Here is a 25,130-nt window from a genome sequence, read left to right on the forward strand (position 1 = left end):
TGACCGGTGGAGCGCTGGGTCCTGCATTTCGACATGGACGCGTTCTTCGCATCGGTCGAGCAGTTGACCCGGCCGACCCTGCGGGGCCGCCCGGTCCTGGTCGGCGGTCTCGGCGGCCGCGGGGTGGTGGCCGGGGCCAGCTACGAGGCCCGGGTGTTCGGCGCCCGCTCGGCGATGCCGATGCATCAGGCCCGCCGGATGGTCGGTGTCAGCGCGGTGGTGCTGCCACCCCGCGGCATCGTCTACGGCCTGGCCAGCCGTCGGGTACTGGACACCGTGCGCACCATGGTGCCGGTACTGGAGCAGCTGTCCTTCGACGAGGCGTTCGGCGAGCCGGCCGAACTTGTTGGGGCCAGCGCCGAGGATGTCGAGCGATTCGGTGCCCGGCTACGCAGGCGGGTCCGCGAGGAGACCGGCCTGGTGGCCTCGGTCGGTGCGGGGTCCGGCAAGCAGATCGCCAAGATCGCCTCGGAACTGGCCAAACCCGACGGGCTGCGGGTGATCCGCCGCGACGAGGAACGCCCGCTGCTCGAGGGCCTGCCGGTGCGCCGGCTGTGGGGCATCGGGCCGGTGGCCGAAGAGAAGCTGCACCGGCTCGGGATCGAAACCGTCGGGCAACTGGCCGCGCTATCCGACACCGAAGTCGCCAGCATTCTGGGCGCCACGATCGGGCCCGCCCTGCACCGCCTGGCCCGCGGTATCGACGATCGCCCGGTGGTGGAACGGGCCGAAGCCAAGCAGATCAGCGCCGAGTCGACCTTCGCTGCCGATCTGACCACCATCGAGCAGCTTCGCGACGCCGTGGGGCCCATCGCCGAGCACGCCCACCGCCGGCTGGAGCGCGACGGCCGCGGTGCCCGGACGGTCACAGTGAAACTCAAGAAGTCCGACATGACCACGCTGACTCGCTCGGCGACCCTGCCCTACGCCACCGGCAATTCCGGCACCCTGGCCGCAACGGCCCGCAGGCTGCTGCTCGACCCTCGTGAGGTGGGGCCGATTCGACTTCTCGGCGTTGGCTTTTCGGGGCTGTCCGATGTTCGGCAGGAATCGCTGTTCCCTGACCTCGAGCAGCAGGAGGCCGAAATGTCTGACACCCACGTGCCGGTGCCCGAGCCGGCCCCCGATGCCGGCGGCTGGCGCATCGGCGACGACGTCGAGCACCCCGATTTCGGCCACGGCTGGGTGCAGGGCGCTGGCCACGGCGTGGTGAGCGTGCGCTTCGAGACCCGCAGTAGCGGCCCAGGGCCGACGCGAACGTTCGCCGCCGACAACCCCGCCCTCGTCCGGGCGAACCCGGTCGACAGCCTGGACTGGCCGGACTACCTCGACGAGTCGCTGCGGTCAGCCCCAGCGGGCGACGGTGTCGCCGACGGATAACCCCAGCCCCAGCGCGGCCATCGTCAGCACCCGGGCCTGACTGCTGCGCAACCCCGGCACGAGCACCGCACCGGCGCCTACCAGATCATGCCCCGGCCCATACGTGGCGCTGGTACGACCGCCGGTGACCCGGGTCGTCACCGCGACGGCCACGCCGCGCGCAACGGCCCGCCGCACCGCTTCGACCACCGGTGTTCCCGCGTTGCCCGCACCCATTGCTTCCAGCACCAGACCGCGGGCACCCGCGGCGACGTGCGCGTCGATGGCCGTCCCGTCCGCGCCCGGGTAGGCCGCCACGATGTCCACCCGGGGGACCTCGGTCGCGGCGCCCAGATAGGCCCGCTCCTTGGCGCCGGTGAGCGTGAACGTGCCGTCGGCGACCGCCCCGACCGGCGGGCGGCCGCCGAACAGTGCCGACTCGACCACTTTCGTGGTGCCCAGCGGGGGCCGCACCGCGCCCGCGAAACTGATCAGCACACCCAGACCACGCGCCTGCGGGCTGGCTGCCACGGCCAGTGCGTCGCGCAGGTTGCCCGGCCCGTCCGCGTCGGGGTCGTCGGCCGAGCGGGCCGCCCCGGTCACGACCACCGGCACCACACCGTCATAGGTCAGCTCGAGCCACAGCGCGGTTTCCTCCATGCTGTCGGTGCCATGAGTGACGACGATCCCGTCGGCCTGGCGGGCGGCGGCGGCGACCGCGTCACCGATGCGCACCCAGTGCATGGGGGTCAGTTGCGAACTGTCCAGCGCGAACAGGTCAACCACGTGCGCGTCGAGGCCGGCCGCCAGTTCAGCGCCGGCGCGTGCCGGTCGCAGCACGCCGTCGGTATCGGCGCTGGTGGCGATCGTCCCGCCGGTGGTGACGACGACGAGTCGGGGCATGCCCGCCATCATGCAGCACTGGCCGAAGCGGTGTGTCGATCAGACTAGGGAATGATGGGGGAGTGACCGACGAAACCAGGGGAAGCGCCGACCCGGTGACCGACGCCGGCGACCAGCAGGCCGGCCGGCCCGCCCCACGTCGGCTGCGGCTGCTGTTGTCGGTGGCCGGCGTGGTGCTGGCCCTGGACGTGATCACCAAGGTGCTGGCGGTGAAGCTGCTGACCCCGGGCCAGCCGGTGTCCATCATCGGCGACACCGTCACCTGGACGCTGGTGCGTAATTCCGGCGCGGCGTTCTCGATGGCAACCGGCTACACCTGGGTGTTGACGCTGGTCGCCACCGGCGTCGTGGTCGGGATCTTCTGGATGGGGCGCCGGCTGGTGTCGCCGTGGTGGGCGGTCGGGCTGGGGATGATCCTCGGCGGTGCGCTGGGCAATCTGGTCGATCGATTCTTCCGCTCGCCGGGGCCGCTGCGCGGTCACGTCGTGGACTTCCTGTCTATCGGCTGGTGGCCGGTGTTCAACGTGGCCGACCCGGCGGTGGTCGGCGGGGCCATCCTGCTGGTGGGCCTGTCGCTGTTCGGCTACGACTTCGACGCCGAGGGGCGTCGTCGACCCGAGCAGCGGCCCGGCGACGACGCCGAGACCGCCTGATGGCGGAACGGTCGATGCCGGTCCCCGAGGGGCTGGCCGGCATGCGCGTGGACGCCGGCCTGGCCCGGCTCCTGGGCTTGTCGCGGACCGCCGCGGCCGCCATCGCCGAGGACGGCGGGGTCGAGATCGACGGCGCCGTGGCCGCCAAGTCCGATCGGCTCGAGGCCGGCGCGTGGTTGCTGGTCCGGATCCCCGAGGCCGCCCCGCCGCCGGAGAACACCCCGGTCGAGATCGAGGGCATGACGATCCTGTACTCGGATGCCGACATCGTCGCCGTCGACAAACCCCCGGGCGTGGCCGCCCACGCCACCGTCGGCTGGCACGGCCCCACCGTGCTGGGCGGGCTGGCCGCGGCGGGTTTCCGGATCAGCACCTCCGGCATCCACGAACGGCAGGGCATCGTGCACCGCCTCGACGTCGGCACCTCCGGGGTGATGGTCGTCGCCCTGTCCGAGCGGGCCTACACCCTGCTCAAGCGGGCGTTCAAGCAGCGCACCGTCGACAAGCGCTATCACGCTGTGGTGCAAGGCCATCCCGACCCGTCCAGCGGCACCATCGACGCCCCGATCGGCCGGCACCGCGGGCACGACTGGAAATTCGCCGTCACCGAGGGCGGCCGGCCCAGCATCACCCACTACGACACGCTCGAAATGTTCCGGGCGGCAAGCCTTCTCGATATCCACCTGGAGACCGGCCGCACCCACCAGATCCGGGTGCACTTCGCCGCGCTGCACCATCCGTGCGCCGGTGACCTGACCTACGGTGCCGATCCGGTCCTGGCCAAGCGGCTCGGCCTGGAGCGGCAGTGGCTGCATGCGCGTTCGTTGGCCTTCGCGCATCCCGCCGACGGCCGGCGCATGGAGATCACCAGCCCGTACCCGGCCGATCTGCAGCACGCCCTGGATGTGTTGCGCACCGAATCGTGACCGGGACACCCCAGCGTGGCGCGACCAAGACCGGTGGGCTGCTCTTCGGCATCGGCGCCTACGGTTCGTGGGGGTTGTTCCCGGCGTTCTTTCCGCTTCTGAAACCGGCTGGGGCGCTTGAGGTTCTGGCTCACCGCATCATCTGGACCATGGTGTTGATGGCCGGCGTCATCGTCGCGATGCATCGGCTGTCGGACCTGCGGTCGTTCACCCGGCGCACGTGGCTGCTGCTGGCCTGCGCCTCGGTGCTGGTCTCGGGCAACTGGGTCATCTACGTCTACGCGGTCAACAACGGCCACGTCGTCGACGCCGCGCTCGGCTACTTCATCAACCCGTTGGTCAGTGTGCTGCTCGGTGTGTTGATCTTTCGGGAGCGGCTCAATCGAGCCCAGGTCGCCGCGCTGCTGGTCGCCCTGGCAGCGGTGCTGCTCCTGGGCATCGAAGTCGGTGGCCCGCCGGTCATTGCGCTCGGTCTGGCCTTCACCTTCGGTCTCTACGGTGCGGTCAAGAAGGTAGTGCCGGTCGATCCGCGGGTGAGCGTGGGCCTGGAGGCCGCGATCGTCGCACCGTTCGCCCTCGTCTACGTCGCCGTGCTCCAGCTGTCCGGGCACGGCCAGTTCGTCAACAACGGCGCGGGCCATATCGCGCTGATGGTCCTGTCGGGTCCCATCACCGCGATCCCGTTGCTGCTGTTCGCCACCGCCGCCCAGCGGCTGCCGCTGGTGACGCTCGGTCTACTGATGTACCTCACCCCGGCGATGCAGATGACCTGGGGTGTGCTGGTCGGTCATGAGCCGATGCCGCCGGCCCGCTGGGTCGGCTTCGGACTGATCTGGCTGGCCCTGCTGGTGTTCAGCGGCGACGCGCTGCGGCGAGCCCGGCGAGAGCGGGCAGCTCGTCAGGAGCCGGCGGCACCGAACTGACGCCGCCCTCGATGGGACGGGGCACGACACGTCGAAGACGTGCTCTAGAGTGCCAGGCATTGCCTCCGCCGGATACCTGCACGGTACCCGGCGGATGCTGCCGGCGGGTGGGGGCGTAGGGAGGTGGCCGACGATGGCTCTGGTACTCGTTGCATGTCGAGTTCAGCGATGAGCGACCGGCCCGGCCGCGGCTACTACATCGCCCTCACGGCGCTGCTGGTGGTGTGGGCCGCGGTGCTGATGACGATCGCGCTGACGGTGATCCCGGACGCCTACTGGTACTCCTACTACTCGGTCGACTACACGCTCGGGTTCATCCGGCGCGGTCTGGCGGGCGAACTGCTCGGCCTGTTTCCGCGGGCCCACTATTTCGGCGCGCTTGGGGTGCTGCGATGGCTTCCTACCGCGTTCTTCGTCATCGGCCTCGCCGCGGTGGCCTGGTCGGTGGCCGTGCGATTTGGCCGCTCCGACCGCCGGCGGCTGATGGCCCTGCTGATCCCGGTGCTGCCGTTCGGATTCGCTTTCGGCCTGTTCTCGGCCCGCACCGACCTGTTCGGGGCGGCCGCGCTGATGGCGTTCGCGATCGCGCTGACCCGGGCCGCCACCGCCCGCGCGACAGTGATCGCCAGCGCCGTCTACGGTGTGGTGCTCGTCGTGCTGACCCTGATCCACGAGGCCACCCCGTTTCTGTTCGGGCTCGGTGCGCTGGCCGCCCTGACCGTGCTGCCCGGCCAGCTGGACGCCAAGACTTTCCGGGTCAGTGCCGGGTGTGCGCTGGGACCTGGGATCGTGACGGCGCTGGCGGTTGCGGTGCTGGGCAGGCGGGGCATGGCGGGGCAGCTGTGCCAGCTGGTGCCACACGGGCCGGCCAATCACCCGCTGGCCGGCAAGCCCACCATGGGGCAACTGCTGAGCGGCTTCCACTTTTACGTCGACTATCACGACTGGATCTGCCGGGCCATCCTGCCGTTATTCGACCAGACCTTGGGTGACGCGGTCCGATTCGTCGGCAGCATCGGCGTCGCGGCCTTGACCGGGTCCACCGTCTATGGGATCGCGGTCCTGGCCATCAGCATGCTGGCCATCGGCCACGTGTCGGGGGTTCCGGTTCAGCGCTTCGCCGCTGTCCTGCGGGGACGGCCGGTCGCGCTGCTGATCGGGCTGATCCTCGTGCTGCCGATCTTCGTGACCGGGGTGGACTGGATCCGTTGGTGGGTCATCATCACCTTCGACGTCGGCATCGTGTTCCTGCTCTATGCCGGCCGGCAGCCCGAGGTAGACCAACCGACGACCCGGCGAACCCTGATCGTTTTTGCCGTCGGAGCCGTCCTGCTGGCGGTGATCCCGATCGGCATCATCCCTGGGTTCGGCGCGCCGGTTCCCATGTGACCAGCCCAACGACAAAGGCCGAATCGAGGAGTCCATGACCGACCCCGCCCGCCGCAACCGGCGACTGCTGATAGCTCTGACGGCCGCGTTGGCCGCGGCGGCGATCGTGGTCCCGGTGCTCGGTGTCCTGCTTGCGCCCGGCGTCCTGAACAAGCAGCAGGCCCAGCCGAGTTCGATCGTGACGACTACCACGGCCCCGCCGGTGCTCACCATCAAGCCGGTGGCACTGCGCCCGGTCACCGGGGCGTTCGTCACCAAACCCGAAGATTGCGTGCCGCCGCCGCCGACCCCGCCGGACCAGCCGCTGCGTACCTGCGACATCCTCAAGAGCGCGGTGTACGAGCTGCAGCCGGAAGCGCTGCGCGTTCAGCTGACCGACGTCGACTCCTTCCTGAACCCGCTGACCCGCAAGCAGCTCGTGCAGATGACGCTGACCAGCGAATCCGCGCGCGCGTTCGCCGATTACACCGCGGCCCACGTGGGCCAGCAGGTGGCGTTCGTCCGCGGTGGTGTGGTGGTGTGGGCGCCGAAGATCACCGAGCCGATCGACGGTGAGGTTCTGCAGCTGTCCGGAGATGTCACGGCCGAGCAGGCCAGCGAGATCGCCCGGATGCTGCGCGACGAGACCTGACCCGTCAGGACAGGTGGGCGTACTCGGCGAGTGCACCCGCGCCAACACCCACGATGACGATCACCATGAACACCGTGGCCCCCGGGACCAGGTAGCGCGACAGCGGTGTCTGCCCGTCGCGCACGGCGTCGCGCACCCGCTGGTAGCGCCAGCGGACCAGGACGAGGCTGGCCAGCGCGGCCAGCGCGGTGACGATGATGCCGGGCCAGGGCGGGAAGTGCTGGGTGAAGCTCCAGCGCACGACGAGCGCGCCGACGGCCAGCGCCCCGATGAAGGTGCGCTGCCAGGCCAGCGCCGTCCGCTCGGCCACGGCCTGGGCGTCGAGTAGGTCGGATTGCGGGTCCACTATCTGAACTCGGCCAGGAAGACGAGGACGGCGGTGGCGACGATGATGATGCCCAGCCCGCCGACGATGATCCGCGGCATCGGGTCCTCCGGCAACGGCCGATCTTCCCGTAGCGCCCGTTCGGTGCGGTCCCAGCGCAGGTAGGCCCCGGCGGTGACGATCAATGACAGCGCCAGCAGCAGGATCGTGATGGTGAGCCGGAATGCGCGCGGCCCGAAGTCGTGGACCAGGCTGGCCAGGGCCACGGCGCCGGCGAGCAGCGCCAGCGCGGTGCGCAACCAGGCCAGGAAGGTCCGTTCGTTGGCCAGGGTGAACCGGTAGTCCGGGTCGGTACCGACGCTGCGCACCGGCGGTTTGCGTGTGAACATCCGCACCTCTCTGGTCGGTGTCCGGCGGGAATCCGGTATGCCCGCCAGACACGTCGCGCGACACGCCGAAGGGTGTCGGCCGGCGGCCCTAGACTGACGAGCCTATGGGTAAGAACGACTCTTTTGTGCACCTGCACAACCACACCGAATACTCGATGCTGGACGGTGCCGCGAAGATCACGCCCATGCTGGCCGAGGCGCAGCGCCTGGAGATGCCCGCCATCGGCATGACCGACCACGGAAACATGTTCGGGGCCAGCGAGTTCTACAACGCAGCCACCAAGGTCGGGATCACGCCGATCATCGGTGTCGAGGCCTACATCGCTCCCGGTTCGCGGTTCGACACCCGCCGGATCCTGTGGGGCGATCCCGGGCAGAAGAGCGACGACGTCTCCGGCAGCGGTTCCTACACCCACATGACGATGGTCGCCGAGAACGCCACCGGTCTGCGCAACCTGTTCAAGCTGTCGTCGCGGGCATCGTTCGAAGGCCAGCTGGGCAAGTGGTCCCGGATGGATGCCGAGATCATCGCCGAGCACGCCGAGGGCATCATCGCGACCACCGGCTGCCCATCGGGTGAGGTGCAGACCCGGCTCCGGCTCGGCCACGAGCGAGAGGCCGTCGAGGCGGCCGCCAAGTGGCGCGAGATTTTCGGACCGGACAATTACTTCCTCGAACTGATGGACCACGGCCTCTCGATCGAGCGCCGGGTCCGCGAAGGGCTGCTCGAGGTCGGCCGCAAGCTGGGCATCCGGCCGCTGGCCACCAACGACTGCCACTATGTGACCCGCGAGGCCGCGCACAACCACGAGGCCTTGCTGTGCGTGCAGACCGGCAAAACCCTGTCCGATCCCAACCGGTTCAAATTCGACGGCGACGGCTACTTCCTGAAGTCGGCGGCCGAGATGCGGGCACTGTGGGACGACCAAGTGCCCGGCGCCTGTGACTCGACCCTGTTGATCGCCGAGCGGGTGCAGTCCTACGCCGATGTCTGGACCCCGCTGGACCGGATGCCGATCTTCCCGGTGCCCGAGGGCCATGATCAGGGCTCATGGCTGCGCCACGAGGTGGAGGCCGGTCTGCGGCGGCGGTTCCCGGACGGGGTACCGCCGGAGTACACCGAGCGGGCCGCCTTCGAGATCGACGTCATCTGCGGCAAGGGTTTCCCGTCGTACTTCCTGATCGTCGCCGACCTGATCAACTACGCGCGCTCCATTGACATCCGGGTGGGTCCCGGCCGAGGGTCGGCGGCCGGATCGCTGGTCGCCTACGCACTCGGTATCACCAACATCGACCCGATCCCACACGGCCTGCTGTTCGAGCGCTTCCTCAACCCGGAACGCCCGTCGGCGCCCGATATCGACATCGACTTCGACGACCGCCGCCGCGGCGAGATGGTGCGCTACGCCGCCGAGAAGTGGGGGAGCGACCGGGTCGCCCAGGTCATCACCTTCGGTACCATTAAAACCAAAGCAGCGCTGAAGGATTCGGCTCGCGTCCACTACGGCCAGCCCGGCTTCGCCATCGCCGACCGGATCACCAAGGCGCTGCCGCCGCCGATCATGGCCAAGGACATCCCGCTGTCGGGGATCACCGATCCCAGCCACGAGCGGTACAAGGAAGCCGCCGAGGTTCGCGGGCTGATCGACACCGATCCCGATGTGCGCACCATTTACGAGACCGCGCGTGGTCTCGAGGGCCTGGTTCGCAACGCCGGCGTGCACGCCTGCGCGGTGATCATGAGCTCCGAGCCGCTGGTCGAGGCGATTCCGCTCTGGAAGCGCCCGCAGGACGGCGCGATCATCACCGGCTGGGATTACCCGTCGTGTGAGGCCATCGGCCTGCTGAAGATGGACTTCTTGGGCCTGCGGAACCTGACGATCATCGGCGACGCGATCGAGAACATCAAGGCCAACCGCGGCATCGAACTCGACCTGGACACCTTGCCCCTGGACGACCCGGCCGCCTACGAACTGCTCGGCCGCGGCGACACTTTGGGGGTATTCCAGCTCGACGGCGCTGCGATGCGCGACCTGCTGCGGCGCATGCAGCCCACCGAGTTCAACGACATCGTCGCCGTGCTGGCGTTGTACCGCCCCGGCCCGATGGGCATGAACGCCCACAATGACTATGCCGATCGTAAGAACGGCAGGCAGGCGATCAAGCCGATCCATCCCGAGCTGGAGGAGCCGCTCAAGGAGATCCTCTCCGAGACCTATGGTCTGATCGTCTACCAAGAGCAGATCATGTTCATCGCCCAGAAGGTCGCCTCCTACTCGATGGGTAAGGCCGACGCGCTGCGAAAAGCGATGGGCAAGAAGAAGCTTGAGGTCCTGGAAGCCGAGTACCAGGGCTTCAAGGAGGGGATGACCGCCAACGGGTTCTCCGAAAAAGCGGTGAAGGCGTTGTGGGACACCATCCTCCCGTTCGCCGGGTACGCGTTCAACAAGTCGCACGCCGCCGGCTACGGGCTGGTGTCGTACTGGACGGCCTACCTCAAGGCGAACTACCCGGCCGAGTACATGGCCGGCCTGCTCACCTCGGTCGGTGACGACAAGGACAAGGCCGCGGTCTACCTGGCCGACTGCCGCCGGTTGGGCATCACGGTGCTGCCGCCCGACGTCAACGAGTCGGTGCAGAACTTCGCCTCGGTGGGTAACGACATCCGGTTCGGGCTGGGCGCGATCCGCAACGTCGGCGCCAACGTGGTCAGCTCGCTGATCGCCACCCGCACCGACAAGGGCAGGTTCACCGACTTCTCCGACTACCTGAACAAGATCGACATCGGGGCCTGCAACAAGAAGGTCACCGAATCGTTGATCAAGGCAGGGGCTTTCGACTCGCTGAAGCATCCGCGCAAGGGCCTGTTCCTGGTGCACACCGATGCGGTCGACTCGGTGCTCGGCACCAAGAAGGCCGAGGCGATGGGCCAGTTCGATCTCTTCGGCGGCGGCGACGACTCGGTCACCGACGCGGTGTTCACCATCCGGGTGCCCGACGAGGAGTGGGACGACAAGCACAAGCTCGCCCTCGAGCGGGAGATGCTGGGCCTTTACGTGTCCGGGCACCCGCTCAACGGGGTGGCACACCTGCTGGCCAACCAGGTCGACACCCAGATCCCGGCCATCCTCGATGGCGACGTCGCCAACGACACCCAGGTCCGCGTCGGCGGCATCCTCGCCGCGGTGAACCGGCGGGTCAACAAGAACGGAATGCCCTGGGCCTCAGCGCAGTTGGAAGATCTCACCGGCGGCATCGAGGTGATGTTCTTCCCGCAGACCTATTCGATGTTCGGCGCCGAGATAGCCGACGACGCGGTGGTGCTGATCGGCGCCAAGGTGCGCATCCAGGATGACCGGATCTCACTGATCGCCAATGAGCTGGTGGTGCCGGACTTCTCCAACGCCCAGCCGGACCGGCCGCTGGCGGTGAGTCTGCCTACCCGGCAGTGCACCATCGACAAGGTCACCGCGCTCAAGCAGGTGCTGGCCCGCCACCCCGGGACCTCCCAGGTGCATCTGCGACTGATCAGCGGGGACCGGATCACCACTCTCGAGCTCGACCAGAAGCTTCGGGTGACGCCGTCCTCGGCCCTGATGGGTGACCTCAAGGCGCTGCTGGGGCCGGGCTGCCTAGGCGGCTAGGGACACCTGCACGATCGCGCTGTCCGGCCACAGGTTGCGGTTGCGGAAGCGCTGCCACTTCTCCCGCCACGGCAGGCCGGCGTCGACGTTCGTGACGCCGGGCAGGCGTAGCAGGGGTACGAGGTTGTATTGCCAGCCGTACCGGGCATGCAGCTGCCGGTTGGCCCGTTCCGCGGCCTCGCCCGACAGCACGACGGCCCGCCCGCCGACCGGGGTGGCCGAGTCGTGGACCCGGCCCCGGTAGTCGCAGACCCGCAGTTCGACGCGCGGATCGGTGGCGATCCGGCGGGTCTTGGGGCCTACCTTGGTGCGGAACACCAGCGTGTTTCCGTCGAGGTGGAACCAAATGGGGGTGTCGACTCCGGTGCCGTCGCGGCGGTAGGTCCGCAGCAGCGCGTAGCGGCTGGTGTGCAGGGTGTCCATAGGAGATAGTGAAGGACTTAGAGTTGGCTCTAAGTCAAGTGTCCGTCCGGGAGGGTCGTCATGGGTGCCGCGCTCACCATCGGGGAGGTGTCGGATCGGGCGCGTGTCGCACCGACCACCCTGCGCTACTACGAGAAGATCGGCCTGCTGCCGGCGCCGGCCCGAGCCGGTGGGCAGCGCCGCTACGACGACATCGTCCTGACCCGCCTCGAGTTGATCGGGCTGTGTAAGGCCGCGGGGTTCACGCTCGACGAGATCGCTGTGCTGCTCGGCGACGAGGCGCCGGGGCGCCCGGCCAGCCGTGCCCTGGCGCACGCCAAGCTCGTCGAGATCGACAACCAGATCGCTACCCTGGCGCGGGCCCGCCAGATCATCGAGTGGGGGATGGCGTGCACCTGCCCGTCGATCGATGCGTGCACCTGCGGGATTCACTGCCCTGAGCGCGAGTAGCGCGGTTGCGCAGTCTCTTTCAACACACGGACACTGATCAGGCTCACCAACGTCAGGCCGGCGAGCATTGCCGCGATGCTCCAGCTGCCGTAGGTGTCGAGAAGGTACTCCGAAATCACCGGAGGAATTCCGCCGCCGACGATTCCGCCGATGTTGTGCGCCAGGCCCGCGCCGGTATAGCGGTAGGCGAGCGCGAAGGTCTCCGGGATGAAGGACGCCAGCGGGCCCATCGCGATTCCGATGATCGCGTAGGTCACGATGATGGCGGCCGTGAAGAGGAGGGGGTTGCGGGTCTCGATCAAGGGGAAAACGACCAGCGACCACGGCACCGCGAGCAGGTAGGCGATGGTCAGCAGGGGACGTCTGCCGTAGGTGTCGCTGAGGATGGCCGACGCGATGACGAACACCACCGTGCACACGCCGCCCAGCGCGCCGACGAGCAGCACGAAGTCGGTGGAGTAGCGCAGATGTTCGGTGGCGTAGTGGGTGAAGAAGGTGCCGGTCTCGTACACCAGGGCCAAAACGCCTGCAACCGCGCCCGCTGCGAACAGCAGTTGACGGCCTTGATCGCGGACCAGGGCGGCCAGCGGTACCTCGCTGTGGGGGGCGTCGGCCGCCGCGGCGAACGCGGGCGTTTCCTTCACACTCATCCGCACCAGCAGAGCGGTGATGATCAGGACGACACTGAACAGGAACGGAATGCGCCATGCCCACTCCAGGAACGCCGGGCTGGCCTGGCCGCAGGTGAGGTAGACGATGAGGAACACCAGGTTCGCCAGCACCAGCGCGGTGCCGTAACCCATCTGGGTGAACATCCCAAAGCGTCCCCGCTGGTGTTCCGGCGCGTGCTCGGCGCTGAGCAGGGCCGAGCCCGCCCACTCGCCACCGACCGCGAACCCCTGCAGGAGCCGTAGGAAGGTCAGCAACAGCGGTGCCGCGATGCCGATCGTGGCCGTACTAGGAATGAGGCCCACCCCGACGGTGGAGATCCCCATCAGCAACAAGGTGGCCACCAGCGTCCGCTGCCGACCGATCCGGTCACCGAAGTGCCCGAACACCACGGCGCCGACGGGACGGGACACGAACGCCGACGCGAAGGTGCCCAGTGAGGCCACGGTGGCCATCACGTGGCCCAAGTGTGGAAAGAAGACACTCGGGAATACGATCGCCGCGGCCGTCCCGTAGATGAAGAAGTCGTAGAACTCGATCGCCGAGCCGACGTAGCTGGCCAGCGCAACTTGGCGCAACGTCCGTGTTTCCCCCGTCTGCACGGCCAGATTGTCACTGTGCCGCCGCAGTTTGTCCACCAGCCAGTGTCGTGCTGGGTCCGCGGCAAACCGTGCCCGTCCCGACGGTGCCTCGGCGAGGATGGAGTCATGGACGACGACGCTTTGGGCGAGTCTCGACACATCAGCGCGTGGATCAACCGGCCGGCGGCCGAGGTCTACCGATACGCCGCCGATCCGGTGCACCTACCGCAGTGGGCGGCCGGTCTGGCCAGCGGCGAGCTGACCCGAGTCGGCGACACCTGGGTGGTGCAGTCGCCGATGGGGGAGATCGCCATCGAGTTCACCCCCGCCAATGACCTTGGGGTGCTCGATCATGTGGTGACGATGCCCTCCGGCGAGCCGGTGTTTAACCCGCTGCGGGTGGTTCCGGCTGGCAAGGAGTGGAGCGAGGTGATCTTCACGCTGCGGCGCAGGGCGGGCATGTCCGAGCAGGAGTATGCCGCGGACGCCGCCGCGGTGGCGGCCGACCTGGCCACCCTGAAGCGAATTCTCGAGCGTTAGCTGCGGGGCCGGCGGCGCAGGCCGAAGGCCAGCCAGATCACCGTGGACGTCGCCGCGGCGACCAGTACGGCCGGGCCGACCTGGGCGGTGACGATGCCCGCCACCGCGAAGACCAGCAGACCGGTCACCAGCGCGGCGAGCTTGTGTAGCGGCCAGGGCACGCCGGCGATCCGGACCTCCGAGCCGGACGAGGCAAGGGCCGCACGCACCTCTTCGACGCTCGTCATCGTTTCACGATAGCTCGGAATTTTCTTTTCGGCCAGCCAAACTTTGGGTTGAGGCCCGGCTGGCCCGCGCTGCGCCGGCAGCACTGCCAGCGCGAACAGCGCGCCGGGCCGGCACCGCTGGCCGCGGCCGGGTAACGTACTGCTGCAGTCGTCAGGGGAACCCGGTGGAAGTCCGGGACTGTCCCGCAACGGTGTGCAGCAGTGTCTGCGAGTCCGAGTACCTGCCGGCCGCGCCGGGTGCGCCGCACCCGGCGGTTCATTGCCTCGTGGATTGGGGAACGGCCATGCATATCGAGCCGGGGATCGTCGAAGGTCCCAAGATCGTTCTGAGTTACCTCACCGCCGGCGGAGCGGGCGGCTATGCCGCATACGCCGCCTGGCAGCTGATCAAGGAGCGCGGCGTCGCCGCCCTGCTGATGCGCAGCGCGGCGACCACCGCATTGGTGTTCGTGTTCTTCCAGGTCTTCCCGCACTACCCGGTCGGGATCTCCGAAGTGCACCTGATTCTGGGGTCGACGCTGTTCCTGGTGTTCGGAGCCGCTCCGGCCGCGATCGGGCTGGCCGGGGGCCTGCTGCTGCAGGGGTTGTTCTTCGCCCCGTTCGACCTGCCGCAATACGGGATGAACGTCACCACGCTGCTGGTGCCGCTGTTCGCGCTGCAGTTCGTCGCCCGCCGAGTCATCGCCCCGCAGACGCCCTACATTCAGCTGAAGTACCGTCAGGCCCTCGCGCTGTCGACCACCTACCAGGCCGGGATCGTGTCGTGGGTGGCGTTCTGGGCGCTCTACGGCGAAGGCTTCGCCGGCCAGACAGTCGCCGATATCGCCACCTTCGGTGCGGCCTACCTGACGGTCATCATCGTCGAGCCGCTCGCCGATCTCGGGGTGCTGGCCGCCGCCAAGGGCCTGCACCGGATGAAGGACTCCGCGCTGCTGGAACGCCGACTGCTGAACCCGGCCTGACCGCATCTCACAGCGCCGCCCGCGCCGCGGTGAGCCTGCTGTTTCGCGGTCATAACGCGCGCCGTGCCCGGCCGTAATCTCGGCCGGGCACGGTGATGTCCGTGGCTACCGGGGACAGCGGCGATGTACCCACCCGCACCGCGTGTTCGTACTGCGGTGTCGGGTGTGGCATCGAGGTGCACACCCGAATCGGCCCGGAGGGTCCGGTCATCGCCAAGGTCGTCGGTGACCGGCTCCATCCCGCCAACCGCGGCCGGCTGTGCACCAAAGGGGCCACGCACGCCGAACTGATGGGCAGCACCGACGCGCGCGCGAGCAGTGCCCTGATGCGCCCCGCCCGCGGCGAGGCGCTGGTCCCCGTCCCGGTCGATGACGCCGTCACCGCGGTGGCCGACCGGTTGCGTGCGATCAGCGAACGGCACGGGCCGGATTCGGTCGCGCTCTACGTTTCCGGCCAGATGTCGATGGAAGCCCAGTACCTGGCGACCAAACTGGCAAAGGGCTTCCTGCGCACGGTTCACCTCGAGTCGAACTCGCGGCTGTGTATGGCCAGCGCCGCGTCGGGTTACAAACAATCCCTCGGCGCCGACGGCCCGCCCGGTTCATACGACGACATTGACTGCGCCGACCTGTTTTTCGTCATCGGCTCCAACATGGCCGACTGTCACCCGATCCTGTTCCTGCGGATGGCCGACCGGCTGCGGGCCGGGGCCAAGCTGATCGTCGTCGACCCAAGGCGCACGGCGACCGCCGCCAGAGCGGACCTGTTCTTGCAGATCCGTCCCGGTACCGACCTGGCGCTGCTGAACGGGCTGCTGCATCTGCTGGTCGCCGCCGGTGACATCGACACCGCGTTCATCGCCGAACACGCCGAGGGCTGGGCGGGCATGCCCGAATTCCTCGCCGACTATCCGCCGGCCAGGGTCGCCGCGCTCACCGGTCTGGCCGAAACCGACATTCGCACCGCCGCAACGATGATCGGTGAGGCCGGCGAGTGGATGTCGTTGTGGACGATGGGACTCAACCAGAGCACCCACGGGACCTGGAACACCAACGCCATCTGCAACCTGCACCTGGCAACCGGAGCCATCTGCCGACCCGGAAGCGGACCGCTCTCACTGACCGGGCAGCCCAACGCGATGGGGGGCCGCGAGATGGGTTACCTGGGGCCGGGTTTACCCGGGCAACGGTCGGTGAGCTCCGCACAGGACCGGGCGTTCGTCGAATCGGTCTGGGGACTGGAACCCGGGACCATCCGGGCCGACGGTGGCAGCGGCACCATCGGATTGTTCGAGAAGATGGCCGCCGGAGATATCAAGGCCTGCTGGATCATCTGCACCAACCCGGTCGCGACGGTGCCGAACCGGGCCACGGTGATCGATGGCCTGCGCGCCGCCGAGTTCGTCGTCACCCAGGACGCCTACGCCGACACCGCGACCAATCGCTACGCCGACGTGGTGCTGCCCGCGGCCCTGTGGGCCGAGGCCGACGGGGTAATGGTCAACTCCGAGCGCACTCTCACCCTTGTCCGGCAATGTGTTTCACCGGCCGGGCAGTCTCGGCCGGACTGGCAACTGATCTGCCAGGTCGCCGGCGCCATGGGCTTCGGCGAGCATTTCGACTACTGCTCCAGCGAGCAGGTGTTCGACGAGATCCGCCACTTTGCCAATTCTCGGACCGGCTATGACCTTCGAGGCGCCAGTTACCCGCGGCTGCGCGAGGGGCCGCTGCAATGGCCGTGCCCGCCCGGTGACGGGGCGACCCGCCACCCGATCCGCTACGTCAGCGACGGCGAACTCGCCTTCCCCACCCCATCCGGACGAGCGGTGTTCCACCCGCGCCCGCATCGGGAGCCCCACGAAAGCCCGGACGCCGACTATCCACTGGTCCTCAACACCGGCCGGCTGGCCCATCAGTGGCACACCATGACCAAGACCGGCCGGATCGACAAACTGACCAGACTCGACGGCGGGCCGTTCGTCGAGGTCCACCCCGCTGACGCCGTGGGCCTCGGCATCTCCGATGGCAGGCCGGTGGAGGTGGCGTCCCCGGCGTGGACGGGCGGTGCTGCCGGCCGTTGTCACCGACCGGGTCCGGCCGGGCAGCTGCTTTGCGCCGTTCCACTGGACCGATGAGCACGGTGAGAACCTGACCGTCAACGCCGTGACCAGCGACGCGGTGGACCGCGAGTCACTGCAGCCCGAGCTGAAGGTGTGCGCCGTGCGGCTACGCCCGGTCGGCGCCGCCGCCACCACCGCCGGACCGGATGCCGCCGGGCCGCTCGTTCCCGCCGGTGCACCGCTGGTGCTGTGGGCATCGCAGACCGGAAACGCCGAGGACCTGGCCGCCCAGCTCGCCGAAAGCATTGCCCGGCAGGGTGTTCCGGCGAACATGGCCGCCATGTCCGACGTTATGCCGGGCCAGCTGGTCAGCGCGAGCGAAGTGTTCGTGGTGACGAGCACCTTCGGCGACGGCGGGCCGCCGGACAACGGCTCCGACTTCTGGGATCAGCTCCGCGCACCCAACGCTCCGGCGCTCGACGGCGTCCGGTTCGCGGTGCTGGGCATCGGTGATCGCGCCTACGGGCAGTTCTGCGGGCACGCCAGGGCCATCGACACGCGGCTGGCCGAACTCGGCGGCGCCCGACTGTTGGACCGCCACGACTGTGAGATCCACGACGAGGGTGCCCTGGCGCAATGGAATCGGCGGGTTGTCGCCTTGGTCAACCCTGAGGCGGCCGCCGCCGAGGCGGTGCGGCCAGCGGCACGGCCATTCACCCGGGCCAAGCCCATCACCGCCCGGCTGAGCCGCAACGTTCGGCTCACTCCGGCCTCGGCGGCCAAGGAGGTGCGGCAGATCGGATTCGACATCTCCGAGCACGATGTGACCTATGCCGTCGGCGACTCGCTCGGGGTGATGCCCATCAATAGCGACGCCGACATCGCGGAATGGCTGTCGGCCACCGGATTACGTGGTGACGAGGTCATCGAGGTCGACGGGACGGAATGCAGCCTGTGGCACGCGCTGCGAACGAGCTACGACATCTGCCGGCTCACCCCGGACCTGACCGCGTTCCTCTGCGCTGCGTCGGCCGACAAGGCGCACGCTGCGGCGCTGCGCGCCGCCCGCAACGGCCTCGACGCGGTGCGCGCCGTCAGGATCCGGGCCGACGTCCAGCAGTGGCAAGAGGTGCTGGTGCGCCTGACCCCACGGTCCTATTCGATTTCATCGAGCCCACTGGTCAGCCCGAACGAAGTGCAACTGACGGTGTCGGTCGTGCGCTACCGAGGCCCGGACGGATCCCGGCGTGGGGGAGTGTGCTCGACCTATCTGGCCGACCGCGCCGAGCACACCCCGACCCCGATCTTCCTGCAACACTCACCGCACTTCCGCCCGCCCGCGGATCGCTGCGCGCCGATCGTGATGATCGGCGCGGGCACCGGCATCGCGCCGTTCCGCGGTTTCCTGCAGGAACGCCGCGCGCTCGGCCACCCCGGCCGCAACTGGTTGTTCTTCGGCGACCAGCATCGCAGCGAAAACTTCTACTACCGCGACGATTTCACCGACATGGTCACCGATGGTCTGCTGAATCGGCTCGACCTCGCCTTCTCCCGCGATCAGGACCGGCGAATCTATGTGCAGAACAAGATGATCGACAACGGCGCGCAACTGTGGGCGTGGCTGCAGGACGGCGCCCACCTCTACGTCTGCGGTGACGCGGCCGGCATGGCCACCGGCGTCGACTCGGCGCTGGGTGCGATCATCACCACCCACGGTCGCCTGGATGCCGAGGCCGCCCATCACTACAAGCGCGAATTGGTCGCCGCCAAGCGCTATCTGCGCGACGTCTACTGACCTCACGGTCGCCCCTCGGCCGAAGTGAGCAGGTTGTGACACTGCGATCACCGCCTGCAGCGAGGTCGCAACAAAGAGTTCCTAGCGTGAACCCATGCAGCCTTCCACCACCCGCAGTCGCCACGATATCGACGACTGGGACCCCGAGGATGTCGATGCCTGGAACAACGGCGGGGCCGCCATCGCTCGCCGCAACCTGATCTGGTCGATCTTCGCCGAACACGTCGGATTCTCGGTGTGGTCGATCTGGTCGGTGATGGTGCTGTTCATGCCGCAGAACGTCTACCACATCGACGCCGCCGGAAAGTTCTTCCTGGTGGCGGTCCCGACGCTGGTGGGCGCCGTGCTGCGCATCCCCTACACGTTCGCGGTCGCCCGGTTCGGCGGACGCACCTGGACGATCGTGTCCGCCGTGGCGCTGCTGGTGCCGGCCGTCCTGACGTTGTACTTCATGGCCCACCCGGGCACGTCGTACACCACGTTCCTGATCGTGGCCGCCTTCGCCGGCCTCGGTGGCGGCAACTTCGCCTCGTCGATGGCCAACATCAACGCCTTCTACCCACAGCGGTACAAGGGCTGGGCACTGGGCCTCAACGCCGGGGGCGGCAACATCGGGGTCGCGGTGATCCAGATCATCGGTCTGGTGGTCATCGCAACCGCAGGGAACCGCTCGCCGCACCTGGTGTGCGCCGTCTACCTGGTCCTCATCGCCCTGGCCGCCCTGGGCGCCGCGGCCTTCATGAACAACCTCACCAACCAGCGCACCGACGCTCGATCGATGATCGAGGTTCTGGCGCACCGGGATTCGTGGTTGATCTCGCTGCTGTACATCGGAACCTTCGGGTCCTTCATCGGGTTCGGTTTCGCCTTCGGCCAGGTGCTCCAGATCAGCTTCCTGGCCGGGCTCTCCCACGGCGGGCCGGTCACCCCGGCCATGTCGGCCCAGGCGTCGCTGCACGCCGCCCAGATCGCCTTCCTCGGGCCGGTACTCGGGTCGCTGTCCCGGCCGCTGGGCGGCTGGCTGGCCGACCGGTTCGGCGGCGGCCGGGTGACCCTCTACACGTTCGGCGCCATGATTGCGGCCGCCGGCTGGCTGGTGGTGGCCGGCGAGATCGACGATGCCACCGCCGGACCCCCGACCGGTGCCGCCATGGCCGCCGTGATCGCCGGGTTCATCGCGCTGTTCGTGTTGTCCGGAATGGGGAACGGGTCCACATACAAGATGATTCCGTCGATCTTCGAAGCCAAGTCGCGCGGCCTGCACCAACTGGAGGCCCGGCAACAACGGGCATGGTCCCAGCGGATGTCGGGCGCGCTGATCGGCATCGCCGGGGCGATCGGTGCGCTCGGCGGGGTCGGGGTCAACGTCGCGCTGCGGGCCTCGTATCTGTCACCGGCGAAGTCGGCCACCATGGCCTTCTGGGTCTTCCTCGGCTTCTACGTGCTGTGCGCGGCCATCACCTGGTTCGCCTATGTGCGCAGACCCAAGACGGTGGCCGCCACCGGCACCACGGCGGCCGACCGTGCCGCGGCGCCGGTATGACCGGCTCGCCCAAGACCGTCGTGGTGGTCGGCCACGGCATGGTCGGGCACCGCTTCGTGGAGGCACTGCGCGACCGCGACCGCGCCGGATCCTGGCGGGTGATCGTGCTGTGCGAGGAAGCGACGGCCGCATACGACCGGGTCGGACTCTCCTCCTACATCCAGACCTGGGACCGCGCCGCGCTGGCCCTAGCCGGAAATGACTATGCCGCAGACGATCTGGTTGACCTGCGGGTCGGCCAGGCCGCCGTGCACATCGACCGGGCCGCGCGCACCGTCCTTACCTCGACGGGGGAGCGGGTCGGCTATGACGCGGTGGTGCTGGCCACCGGCTCCTACCCGTTCGTCCCGCCGATCTCCGGTAGCGACCTGGACCGCTGCCTGGTCTACCGCACCCTCGACGACCTGGACGCCATCCGGGCCGTCACGGCGGCGGCCGAGCCGGGTGCGGCCGGCATCGTCGTCGGCGGCGGCCTGCTGGGCCTGGAGGCGGCCAATGCCCTGCGGCTGTTGGGATTGACCCCGCACGTGCTGGAGCGTTCCCCGCGGCTGATGCCGTTGCAGGTCGACGATGGCGGCGGAGCGCTGCTGCACCGGCTGATCACCGCACTGGGCATCACCGTGCACACCGAGGTGTCGACCACCGACATCCTGGACACCGGAGACGGCTTGAGCGTGTTCCTGTCCGACGGCCAACGGCTCGACGCGGCGGTGCTGGTGTTCTCCGCCGGGGTCCGGCCCCGCGACGAGCTGGCCCGCGCATGTGGCCTGCCGATCGCCGAGCGCGGCGGTGTGCTCACCGACATCAGCTGTGCCACTGCCGATCCCCGGGTCTATGCGATCGGCGAGGTCGCCGCCGTCGAGGGCCGCTGCTACGGGCTGGTGGCCCCCGGCTACACGATGGCCGAGGTGGTGGCCGACCGGCTGCTCGGCGGCACGGCCGAATTCCCGGGTGCCGATCTGTCCACCAAACTCAAGTTGCTCGGTGTCGACGTCGCCAGCTTCGGCGATGCCCACGCCACGACACCGGGTGCACTGGAGGTCGTCCTCAACGACGCTGTCAACCAGACCTACGCCAAACTCGTCGTCTCCGATGACGTGTCGACATTGCTGGGCGGCATCCTGGTCGGCGACGCTACCGCATACGCGACGCTGCGCCCGCTGGTGGGCCGGCCGCTGCCGGCCGACCCGGCGTCGCTGATCTCGCCGGCCGGTGCGGAAGTTGGAGTCGGCGCACTGCCCGACGACGCGCAGATCTGCTCCTGCAATTCTGTGTCGAAAGGGGCCATCGGCAGCGCTATTTCGCAGGGCGCTCATGACGTCCCGGCCATCAAGTGCGCCACCGCGGCCGGAACATCCTGCGGCAGTTGCATTCCCATGCTCAAGCGGCTGCTGCACGCCGAGGGCGTGGCCATGTCGGCGGCCCTGTGTGAGCATTTCGAGCAGACCCGCGCCGAACTGTTCCAGATCGTCGCGGCAACCGGGATTCGCACCTTCTCGGCCCTGATCGCCGAATACGGCACCGGCACCGGTTGTGATATCTGCAAGCCGGTGGTGGCCTCGATCCTGGCCTCCACGTCCTGCGACCACATCCTGGACGGCGAGGCCGCCGGCCTGCAGGACACCAACGACCACTTCCTGGCCAACATCCAGCGCAATGGCACCTATTCGGTGGTGCCGCGACTTCCCGGCGGGGAGGTGACTCCGGAGAAGCTGATGGTGATCGCCGAGGTGGCCCGCGACTTCGGCCTCTATACGAAGATCACCGGCGGCCAGCGCATCGATTTGTTCGGGGCCCGGGTCGAACAACTGCCGCTGATCTGGAAGCGGCTCGTCGACGCCGGGATGGAATCCGGGCACGCCTATGGCAAATCGCTGCGTACCGTGAAGAGCTGCGTCGGCTCGTCGTGGTGCCGCTACGGTGTCCAGGATTCCGTGGCGATGGCCGTGGACCTGGAACTGCGCTATCGCGGCCTGCGCTCACCGCACAAGATCAAGATGGGCGTGTCGGGCTGTCAGCGCGAATGCGCGGAGGCCCGCGGCAAGGACGTCGGGGTGATCGCCACCGAGAAGGGCTGGAACCTCTACGTCGGCGGCAACGGCGGGGCCACGCCCAAGCATGCGCAGCTGCTGGCCGGCGATCTCGACTCCGACACCCTGGTCCGCTACATCGACCGTTACCTGATGTTCTACATCCGCACCGCCGACCGCCTGCAGCGCACCGCGGTCTGGCAGGACAGCATCGAGGGCGGCCTCGATCACATCAGGGCGGTGGTGTGCGGGGACTCGCTGGGCATCGGCGCCGACTTGGATAACGCCATGGCCCGCCATGTCGAGGGCTACTCCGACGAGTGGGCCGGGGTGCTGGCAGATGAGGACAAGCTGGCCCGGTTCGTGTCCTTCGTCAACGCCCCCGACCAGCCCGATCCCACCGTCGCCTTCGACGAGAGCGGCCCGCGCAAAGTGCCGCTGCTGCTAGGCATGCCCGGCAGCGTCAACGCGGCGGAAAGCCGCCCGTAACAGCGGCGAAACACCACCCCTCTATCAAGAGCTTGGAGGCTTGCAAACATGACCGTTCTCGCGGATCGACGTGCCGGGGTCGACCTGGGCAGCTGGACGCCCGCCTGCGCGCGCAGTGCGCTGCTCGCCGGGCGGGGCGTGGCCGTGCTGCTGCCCGGCGCCGAGCAGGTCGCGCTGTTCCTGCTGGCTGACGGCACGCTGGCGGCGGTCGGCAACATCGACCCATTCGGTCGTGCCGCGGTGATGTCGCGCGGCATCGTCGGCGACCGCGGTGGCGAACCGACTGTCGCATCGCCGCTGGGAAAACAGGTGTTCTCCCTGATCGACGGCCGCTGCCTCGACGACGAGTCCCACGCGTTGCCGGTCTACGACGTCAGGGTGGTCGATGGATTCATCGATATCAGAAGCCACTGAGCCGCTGGCCGGGTGCACCGTCGGGGTGACGGCGGCACGCCGGGCCGAGGAGCTCATCACGCTGCTGGAACGTCGCGGCGCCGCCGTCGTGCACGCCCCGGCGATCCGAATCGTGCCGTTGGTCGACGACGTGGAACTGCGCCGGGTGACCGCCCAGCTCATCGCCGAACCGCCTGACCTGGTTGTGGTGACGACCGGGATCGGGTTCCGGGGCTGGGTCGAGGCCGCCCACGGTTGGGACGTCTCCGACGAGCTGACCGCGGCACTGGAATCCACCCGCATCCTGGCCCGCGGGCCCAAGGCCCGCGGGGCGGTCCGCCAGGCCGGGCTGTGCGAGGAGTGGAGCCCGGAGTCCGAATCCTCTGTCGAGGTGTTGGAGCGGTTGCTCACCGAGGGGGTGGAGCAGCTGCGGGTCGCCGTTCAGCTTCACGGCGCTGCCAGCGAATGGGAACCCGACACCGACATCTGCGAGGCGTTGGCCCGAGCCGGCGCGCAGGTGGTCAAGGTGCCGGTGTACCGCTGGGAACCCCCGGACGACTCGCGACGGATCGACCAGCTGATCACCATGATCGTCAACGCCGACGTCGATGCCGTCAGCTTCACCAGTGCACCCGCCGTCGCTTCGTTGCTGGAGCGCGCGAAAGCCCTGGGGGCGCTGGAATCCCTGGTCGCCGCCCTGCGCACCGACGTGGCGGTGTTCTGCGTCGGACCGGTGACGGCGACCCCGCTGATCCGCCTCGGCGTGGATCCGCGTCACCCGGTGCGCTATCGGCTGGGCGCGCTGGCCCGGCTGATCACCGACGAATTGCCTTGTTTGGCACGGCAGTACCGTGCCGGCGGGCACCAGATCAGCGTGCGCAGCACGAGCGTCGAGGTGGACGGAGAGCTCAAGGTGCTGCCGCCCGCCGCGATGGCGCTGCTGCGCCGGCTGCTGGCGGCACCCGGGCTGGTGGTGTCCCGCGAAGAGCTACTGGCCGAACTGCCCGGCGGCGGCGACGACACCCACGCGGTGGAGACCGCGATAGCGCGGCTGCGCTCGGCGCTGGGCGCCCCGCGGGTGGTGCAGACCGTCGTCAAGCGCGGCTACCGACTCGCCCTTGACCCCGCGGCGCCATGACCCACGACCTGATCCTCGTCGCACACGGCACCCGAAACCCGCACGGGCTGAATACCATCACCGAGATCGCCGCGGCCGTCAGCGCGCACGTCGGGCCGGTCCGGACCGCCTTCGTCGACGTTCTCGGGCCCAATCCCCGTGAGCTGCTGGCCGATTCGGCCACCCCAGCGGTGGTGGTTCCGGCGTTCCTGGCCTCGGGTTACCACGTCAACTCCGACCTGCCGGCCCGGGTGTGGGAGAGTGGGCACCGGGGTGTGACCATCACCCCCGCCCTGGGGCCCGACCCGATCCTGGCCGAGGTGATGCATGCCCGGCTCATCGCCGTCGGCTGGTCGCCCGGTGACGCGGTGGTCATGGCGGCGGCGGGCTCCTCGGATCCGGCGGCCCGGCGCGATCTGGACCGGGCAGCGGCGCTGCTGGCCAGCCGTGTCGGGCAGGTGCACCTCGGTTTCGTGGCCACCGGCGCGCCGACGGTCACCGACGTCGTGCAGCGGCTCAGACGTGGCCGCCGGCGCCGGGTGTTCGTGGCGTCCTACCTGCTGGCACCGGGGATCTTCCACACCAAGCTCGACGGGTGCGGCGCCGACGCCGTCGCCGCGCCGCTGGGCGCCCACCCCGCTCTGATCACGCTGCTGGCCCGCCGCTTCACCGCTCCGGTCCCGATTCACTGATTCGGGCCAGCTGGTGG

General features: G+C 68.8%; 22 protein-coding genes, 3 pseudogenes and 1 riboswitch. Of the genes and pseudogenes, 19 read left to right on the forward strand and 6 right to left on the reverse strand.

The window, feature by feature from the left end:
• Nucleotides 1–33 precede the first annotated feature (33 nt).
• Complete coding sequence (locus ADBZ9K_RS02405; protein ID WP_526620670.1) at nt 34–1,380, forward strand: DNA polymerase IV; 1,347 nt, start codon at nt 34–36, stop codon at nt 1,378–1,380.
• On the opposite strand, the gene ADBZ9K_RS02410 is transcribed toward ADBZ9K_RS02405, so the two are convergent.
• Complete coding sequence (locus ADBZ9K_RS02410) at nt 1,345–2,262, reverse strand: asparaginase (protein ID WP_526618273.1); 918 nt, start codon at nt 2,260–2,262, stop codon at nt 1,345–1,347. The two genes, ADBZ9K_RS02405 and ADBZ9K_RS02410, sit on opposite strands and share 36 nt — an antisense overlap.
• Nucleotides 2,263–2,324: 62 nt before the next feature.
• On the opposite strand from ADBZ9K_RS02410, the gene lspA reads away from it, so the two are divergent.
• The 5 genes from lspA to ADBZ9K_RS02435 all read left to right on the forward strand — a co-directional run bounded on the left by lspA (nt 2,325) and on the right by ADBZ9K_RS02435 (nt 6,784).
• Nucleotides 2,325–2,915 carry a signal peptidase II gene (gene lspA / locus ADBZ9K_RS02415; RefSeq protein WP_526618275.1) on the forward strand — a complete coding sequence of 197 codons (591 nt, stop codon included), beginning with the start codon at nt 2,325–2,327 and terminating at the stop codon, nt 2,913–2,915.
• Nucleotides 2,915–3,841 carry an RluA family pseudouridine synthase gene (locus tag ADBZ9K_RS02420; RefSeq protein WP_526618277.1) on the forward strand — a complete coding sequence of 309 codons (927 nt, stop codon included), beginning with the start codon at nt 2,915–2,917 and terminating at the stop codon, nt 3,839–3,841. Before lspA ends, ADBZ9K_RS02420 begins: the two co-directional genes overlap by 1 nt.
• Nucleotides 3,838–4,764 (forward strand): EamA family transporter RarD, encoded by a 927-nt coding sequence (rarD, locus tag ADBZ9K_RS02425; RefSeq protein WP_526618279.1) that lies wholly within the window; start codon nt 3,838–3,840, stop codon nt 4,762–4,764. Before ADBZ9K_RS02420 ends, rarD begins: the two co-directional genes overlap by 4 nt.
• A 168-nt stretch (nt 4,765–4,932) precedes the next feature.
• On the forward strand, nt 4,933–6,153 hold the full coding sequence (locus ADBZ9K_RS02430; protein ID WP_526618280.1) for an Rv1490 family membrane protein: 1,221 nt from the start codon (nt 4,933–4,935) through the stop codon (nt 6,151–6,153).
• A gap of 34 nt (nt 6,154–6,187) precedes the next feature.
• Nucleotides 6,188–6,784: a SecDF P1 head subdomain-containing protein gene (locus ADBZ9K_RS02435; protein WP_526618281.1), complete on the forward strand. Its 597-nt coding sequence runs from the start codon at nt 6,188–6,190 to the stop codon at nt 6,782–6,784.
• Nucleotides 6,785–6,788: 4 nt separating this feature from the next.
• Here the strand turns inward: ADBZ9K_RS02435 and ADBZ9K_RS02440 are convergent, their stop codons facing one another.
• Both ADBZ9K_RS02440 and ADBZ9K_RS02445 read right to left on the reverse strand, forming a co-directional pair.
• Entirely contained in the window at nt 6,789–7,130 is a 342-nt protein-coding gene (locus tag ADBZ9K_RS02440) for a DUF202 domain-containing protein (RefSeq protein WP_526618282.1), read from the reverse strand.
• Nucleotides 7,130–7,498 carry a DUF202 domain-containing protein gene (locus ADBZ9K_RS02445; RefSeq protein ID WP_526618283.1) on the reverse strand — a complete coding sequence of 123 codons (369 nt, stop codon included), beginning with the start codon at nt 7,496–7,498 and terminating at the stop codon, nt 7,130–7,132. The genes ADBZ9K_RS02440 and ADBZ9K_RS02445 overlap by 1 nt, the downstream gene beginning before the upstream one ends.
• A gap of 104 nt (nt 7,499–7,602) precedes the next feature.
• On the opposite strand from ADBZ9K_RS02445, the gene dnaE reads away from it, so the two are divergent.
• Nucleotides 7,603–11,142 (forward strand): DNA polymerase III subunit alpha, encoded by a 3,540-nt coding sequence (dnaE, locus tag ADBZ9K_RS02450; RefSeq protein ID WP_526618284.1) that lies wholly within the window; start codon nt 7,603–7,605, stop codon nt 11,140–11,142.
• Here dnaE and ADBZ9K_RS02455 read toward each other — a convergent pair.
• Nucleotides 11,131–11,565, reverse strand: a complete 435-nt coding sequence (locus tag ADBZ9K_RS02455; RefSeq protein WP_526618285.1) for a PPOX class F420-dependent oxidoreductase — start codon at nt 11,563–11,565, stop codon at nt 11,131–11,133. The genes dnaE and ADBZ9K_RS02455 overlap by 12 nt on opposite strands.
• Before the next feature lie 60 nt (nt 11,566–11,625).
• On the opposite strand from ADBZ9K_RS02455, the gene ADBZ9K_RS02460 reads away from it, so the two are divergent.
• Nucleotides 11,626–12,015 carry a MerR family transcriptional regulator gene (locus tag ADBZ9K_RS02460; RefSeq protein ID WP_526618287.1) on the forward strand — a complete coding sequence of 130 codons (390 nt, stop codon included), beginning with the start codon at nt 11,626–11,628 and terminating at the stop codon, nt 12,013–12,015.
• Here ADBZ9K_RS02460 and ADBZ9K_RS02465 read toward each other — a convergent pair.
• Nucleotides 11,994–13,286, reverse strand: coding sequence for an MFS transporter (locus ADBZ9K_RS02465; protein ID WP_526618288.1), 1,293 nt, complete (start codon nt 13,284–13,286; stop codon nt 11,994–11,996). The two genes, ADBZ9K_RS02460 and ADBZ9K_RS02465, sit on opposite strands and share 22 nt — an antisense overlap.
• A gap of 105 nt (nt 13,287–13,391) precedes the next feature.
• Between ADBZ9K_RS02465 and ADBZ9K_RS02470 the strand changes: the two genes are divergently transcribed.
• The gene (locus ADBZ9K_RS02470; RefSeq protein WP_526618290.1) at nt 13,392–13,805 is read left to right on the forward strand and encodes an SRPBCC family protein; all 414 of its coding nucleotides are present in this window, start codon (nt 13,392–13,394) and stop codon (nt 13,803–13,805) included.
• On the opposite strand, the gene ADBZ9K_RS02475 is transcribed toward ADBZ9K_RS02470, so the two are convergent.
• Nucleotides 13,802–14,032 (reverse strand): hypothetical protein, encoded by a 231-nt coding sequence (locus ADBZ9K_RS02475; protein ID WP_526618291.1) that lies wholly within the window; start codon nt 14,030–14,032, stop codon nt 13,802–13,804. The genes ADBZ9K_RS02470 and ADBZ9K_RS02475 overlap by 4 nt on opposite strands.
• Nucleotides 14,033–14,143: 111 nt before the next feature.
• Nucleotides 14,144–14,275, forward strand: a riboswitch (cobalamin riboswitch).
• A gap of 41 nt (nt 14,276–14,316) precedes the next feature.
• Between ADBZ9K_RS02475 and ADBZ9K_RS02480 the strand changes: the two genes are divergently transcribed.
• The 10 genes and pseudogenes from ADBZ9K_RS02480 (at nt 14,317) to ADBZ9K_RS02525 (ending at nt 25,113) form a co-directional block, all read left to right on the forward strand.
• Nucleotides 14,317–14,994, forward strand: a complete 678-nt coding sequence (locus ADBZ9K_RS02480) for an energy-coupling factor ABC transporter permease (protein WP_526618293.1) — start codon at nt 14,317–14,319, stop codon at nt 14,992–14,994.
• A 95-nt stretch (nt 14,995–15,089) separates the two neighbouring features.
• A pseudogene (locus ADBZ9K_RS02485) lies at nt 15,090–15,227 on the forward strand (molybdopterin-dependent oxidoreductase); the annotation flags it as partial.
• A gap of 93 nt (nt 15,228–15,320) precedes the next feature.
• Nucleotides 15,321–16,526, forward strand: a pseudogene (locus ADBZ9K_RS02490) (molybdopterin-dependent oxidoreductase); the annotation flags it as partial.
• A 411-nt stretch (nt 16,527–16,937) separates the two neighbouring features.
• Nucleotides 16,938–17,129 (forward strand): annotated as a pseudogene (locus ADBZ9K_RS02495) (molybdopterin dinucleotide binding domain-containing protein); the annotation flags it as partial.
• Nucleotides 17,059–18,849, forward strand: coding sequence for a flavodoxin domain-containing protein (locus ADBZ9K_RS02500; RefSeq protein ID WP_526618295.1), 1,791 nt, complete (start codon nt 17,059–17,061; stop codon nt 18,847–18,849). The pseudogene ADBZ9K_RS02495 and the gene ADBZ9K_RS02500, both read left to right, overlap by 71 nt.
• A 94-nt stretch (nt 18,850–18,943) precedes the next feature.
• The gene (locus ADBZ9K_RS02505) at nt 18,944–20,392 is read left to right on the forward strand and encodes a nitrate/nitrite transporter (RefSeq protein ID WP_526618296.1); all 1,449 of its coding nucleotides are present in this window, start codon (nt 18,944–18,946) and stop codon (nt 20,390–20,392) included.
• Nucleotides 20,389–22,911 (forward strand): nitrite reductase large subunit NirB, encoded by a 2,523-nt coding sequence (nirB, locus tag ADBZ9K_RS02510; RefSeq protein WP_526618298.1) that lies wholly within the window; start codon nt 20,389–20,391, stop codon nt 22,909–22,911. The genes ADBZ9K_RS02505 and nirB overlap by 4 nt, the downstream gene beginning before the upstream one ends.
• Before the next feature lie 48 nt (nt 22,912–22,959).
• On the forward strand, nt 22,960–23,325 hold the full coding sequence (nirD, locus tag ADBZ9K_RS02515; RefSeq protein WP_526618299.1) for a nitrite reductase small subunit NirD: 366 nt from the start codon (nt 22,960–22,962) through the stop codon (nt 23,323–23,325).
• Nucleotides 23,297–24,442 (forward strand): uroporphyrinogen-III synthase, encoded by a 1,146-nt coding sequence (locus ADBZ9K_RS02520; RefSeq protein ID WP_526618301.1) that lies wholly within the window; start codon nt 23,297–23,299, stop codon nt 24,440–24,442. Before nirD ends, ADBZ9K_RS02520 begins: the two co-directional genes overlap by 29 nt.
• A complete protein-coding gene (locus ADBZ9K_RS02525; RefSeq protein ID WP_526618302.1) occupies nt 24,439–25,113 on the forward strand; it encodes a sirohydrochlorin chelatase in 675 nt (224 codons plus the stop codon). The genes ADBZ9K_RS02520 and ADBZ9K_RS02525 overlap by 4 nt, the downstream gene beginning before the upstream one ends.
• Nucleotides 25,114–25,130: the final 17 nt, after the last annotated feature.

The organism is Mycobacterium sp., assembly GCF_965229265.1.
Classification (GTDB): domain Bacteria; phylum Actinomycetota; class Actinomycetes; order Mycobacteriales; family Mycobacteriaceae; genus Mycobacterium.

What these genes read in the sequence shown, in the direction of transcription:
- ADBZ9K_RS02405 (WP_526620670.1), top strand. Translation starts at nt 34, where the DNA reads ATGGACGCGTTCTTCGCATCGGTCGAGCAGTTGACCCGGCCGACCCTG.
- ADBZ9K_RS02410 (WP_526618273.1), bottom strand. Translation starts at nt 2,262, where the DNA reads ATGCCCCGACTCGTCGTCGTCACCACCGGCGGGACGATCGCCACCAGC.
- ADBZ9K_RS02420 (WP_526618277.1), top strand. Translation starts at nt 2,915, where the DNA reads ATGGCGGAACGGTCGATGCCGGTCCCCGAGGGGCTGGCCGGCATGCGC.
- ADBZ9K_RS02430 (WP_526618280.1), top strand. Translation starts at nt 4,933, where the DNA reads ATGAGCGACCGGCCCGGCCGCGGCTACTACATCGCCCTCACGGCGCTG.
- ADBZ9K_RS02435 (WP_526618281.1), top strand. Translation starts at nt 6,188, where the DNA reads ATGACCGACCCCGCCCGCCGCAACCGGCGACTGCTGATAGCTCTGACG.
- ADBZ9K_RS02445 (WP_526618283.1), bottom strand. Translation starts at nt 7,498, where the DNA reads ATGTTCACACGCAAACCGCCGGTGCGCAGCGTCGGTACCGACCCGGAC.
- dnaE (WP_526618284.1), top strand. Translation starts at nt 7,603, where the DNA reads ATGGGTAAGAACGACTCTTTTGTGCACCTGCACAACCACACCGAATAC.
- ADBZ9K_RS02455 (WP_526618285.1), bottom strand. Translation starts at nt 11,565, where the DNA reads ATGGACACCCTGCACACCAGCCGCTACGCGCTGCTGCGGACCTACCGC.
- ADBZ9K_RS02460 (WP_526618287.1), top strand. Translation starts at nt 11,626, where the DNA reads ATGGGTGCCGCGCTCACCATCGGGGAGGTGTCGGATCGGGCGCGTGTC.
- ADBZ9K_RS02470 (WP_526618290.1), top strand. Translation starts at nt 13,392, where the DNA reads ATGGACGACGACGCTTTGGGCGAGTCTCGACACATCAGCGCGTGGATC.
- ADBZ9K_RS02475 (WP_526618291.1), bottom strand. Translation starts at nt 14,032, where the DNA reads ATGACGAGCGTCGAAGAGGTGCGTGCGGCCCTTGCCTCGTCCGGCTCG.
- ADBZ9K_RS02480 (WP_526618293.1), top strand. Translation starts at nt 14,317, where the DNA reads ATGCATATCGAGCCGGGGATCGTCGAAGGTCCCAAGATCGTTCTGAGT.
- ADBZ9K_RS02505 (WP_526618296.1), top strand. Translation starts at nt 18,944, where the DNA reads ATGCAGCCTTCCACCACCCGCAGTCGCCACGATATCGACGACTGGGAC.
- nirB (WP_526618298.1), top strand. Translation starts at nt 20,389, where the DNA reads ATGACCGGCTCGCCCAAGACCGTCGTGGTGGTCGGCCACGGCATGGTC.
- nirD (WP_526618299.1), top strand. Translation starts at nt 22,960, where the DNA reads ATGACCGTTCTCGCGGATCGACGTGCCGGGGTCGACCTGGGCAGCTGG.
- ADBZ9K_RS02520 (WP_526618301.1), top strand. Translation starts at nt 23,297, where the DNA reads ATGGATTCATCGATATCAGAAGCCACTGAGCCGCTGGCCGGGTGCACC.
- ADBZ9K_RS02525 (WP_526618302.1), top strand. Translation starts at nt 24,439, where the DNA reads ATGACCCACGACCTGATCCTCGTCGCACACGGCACCCGAAACCCGCAC.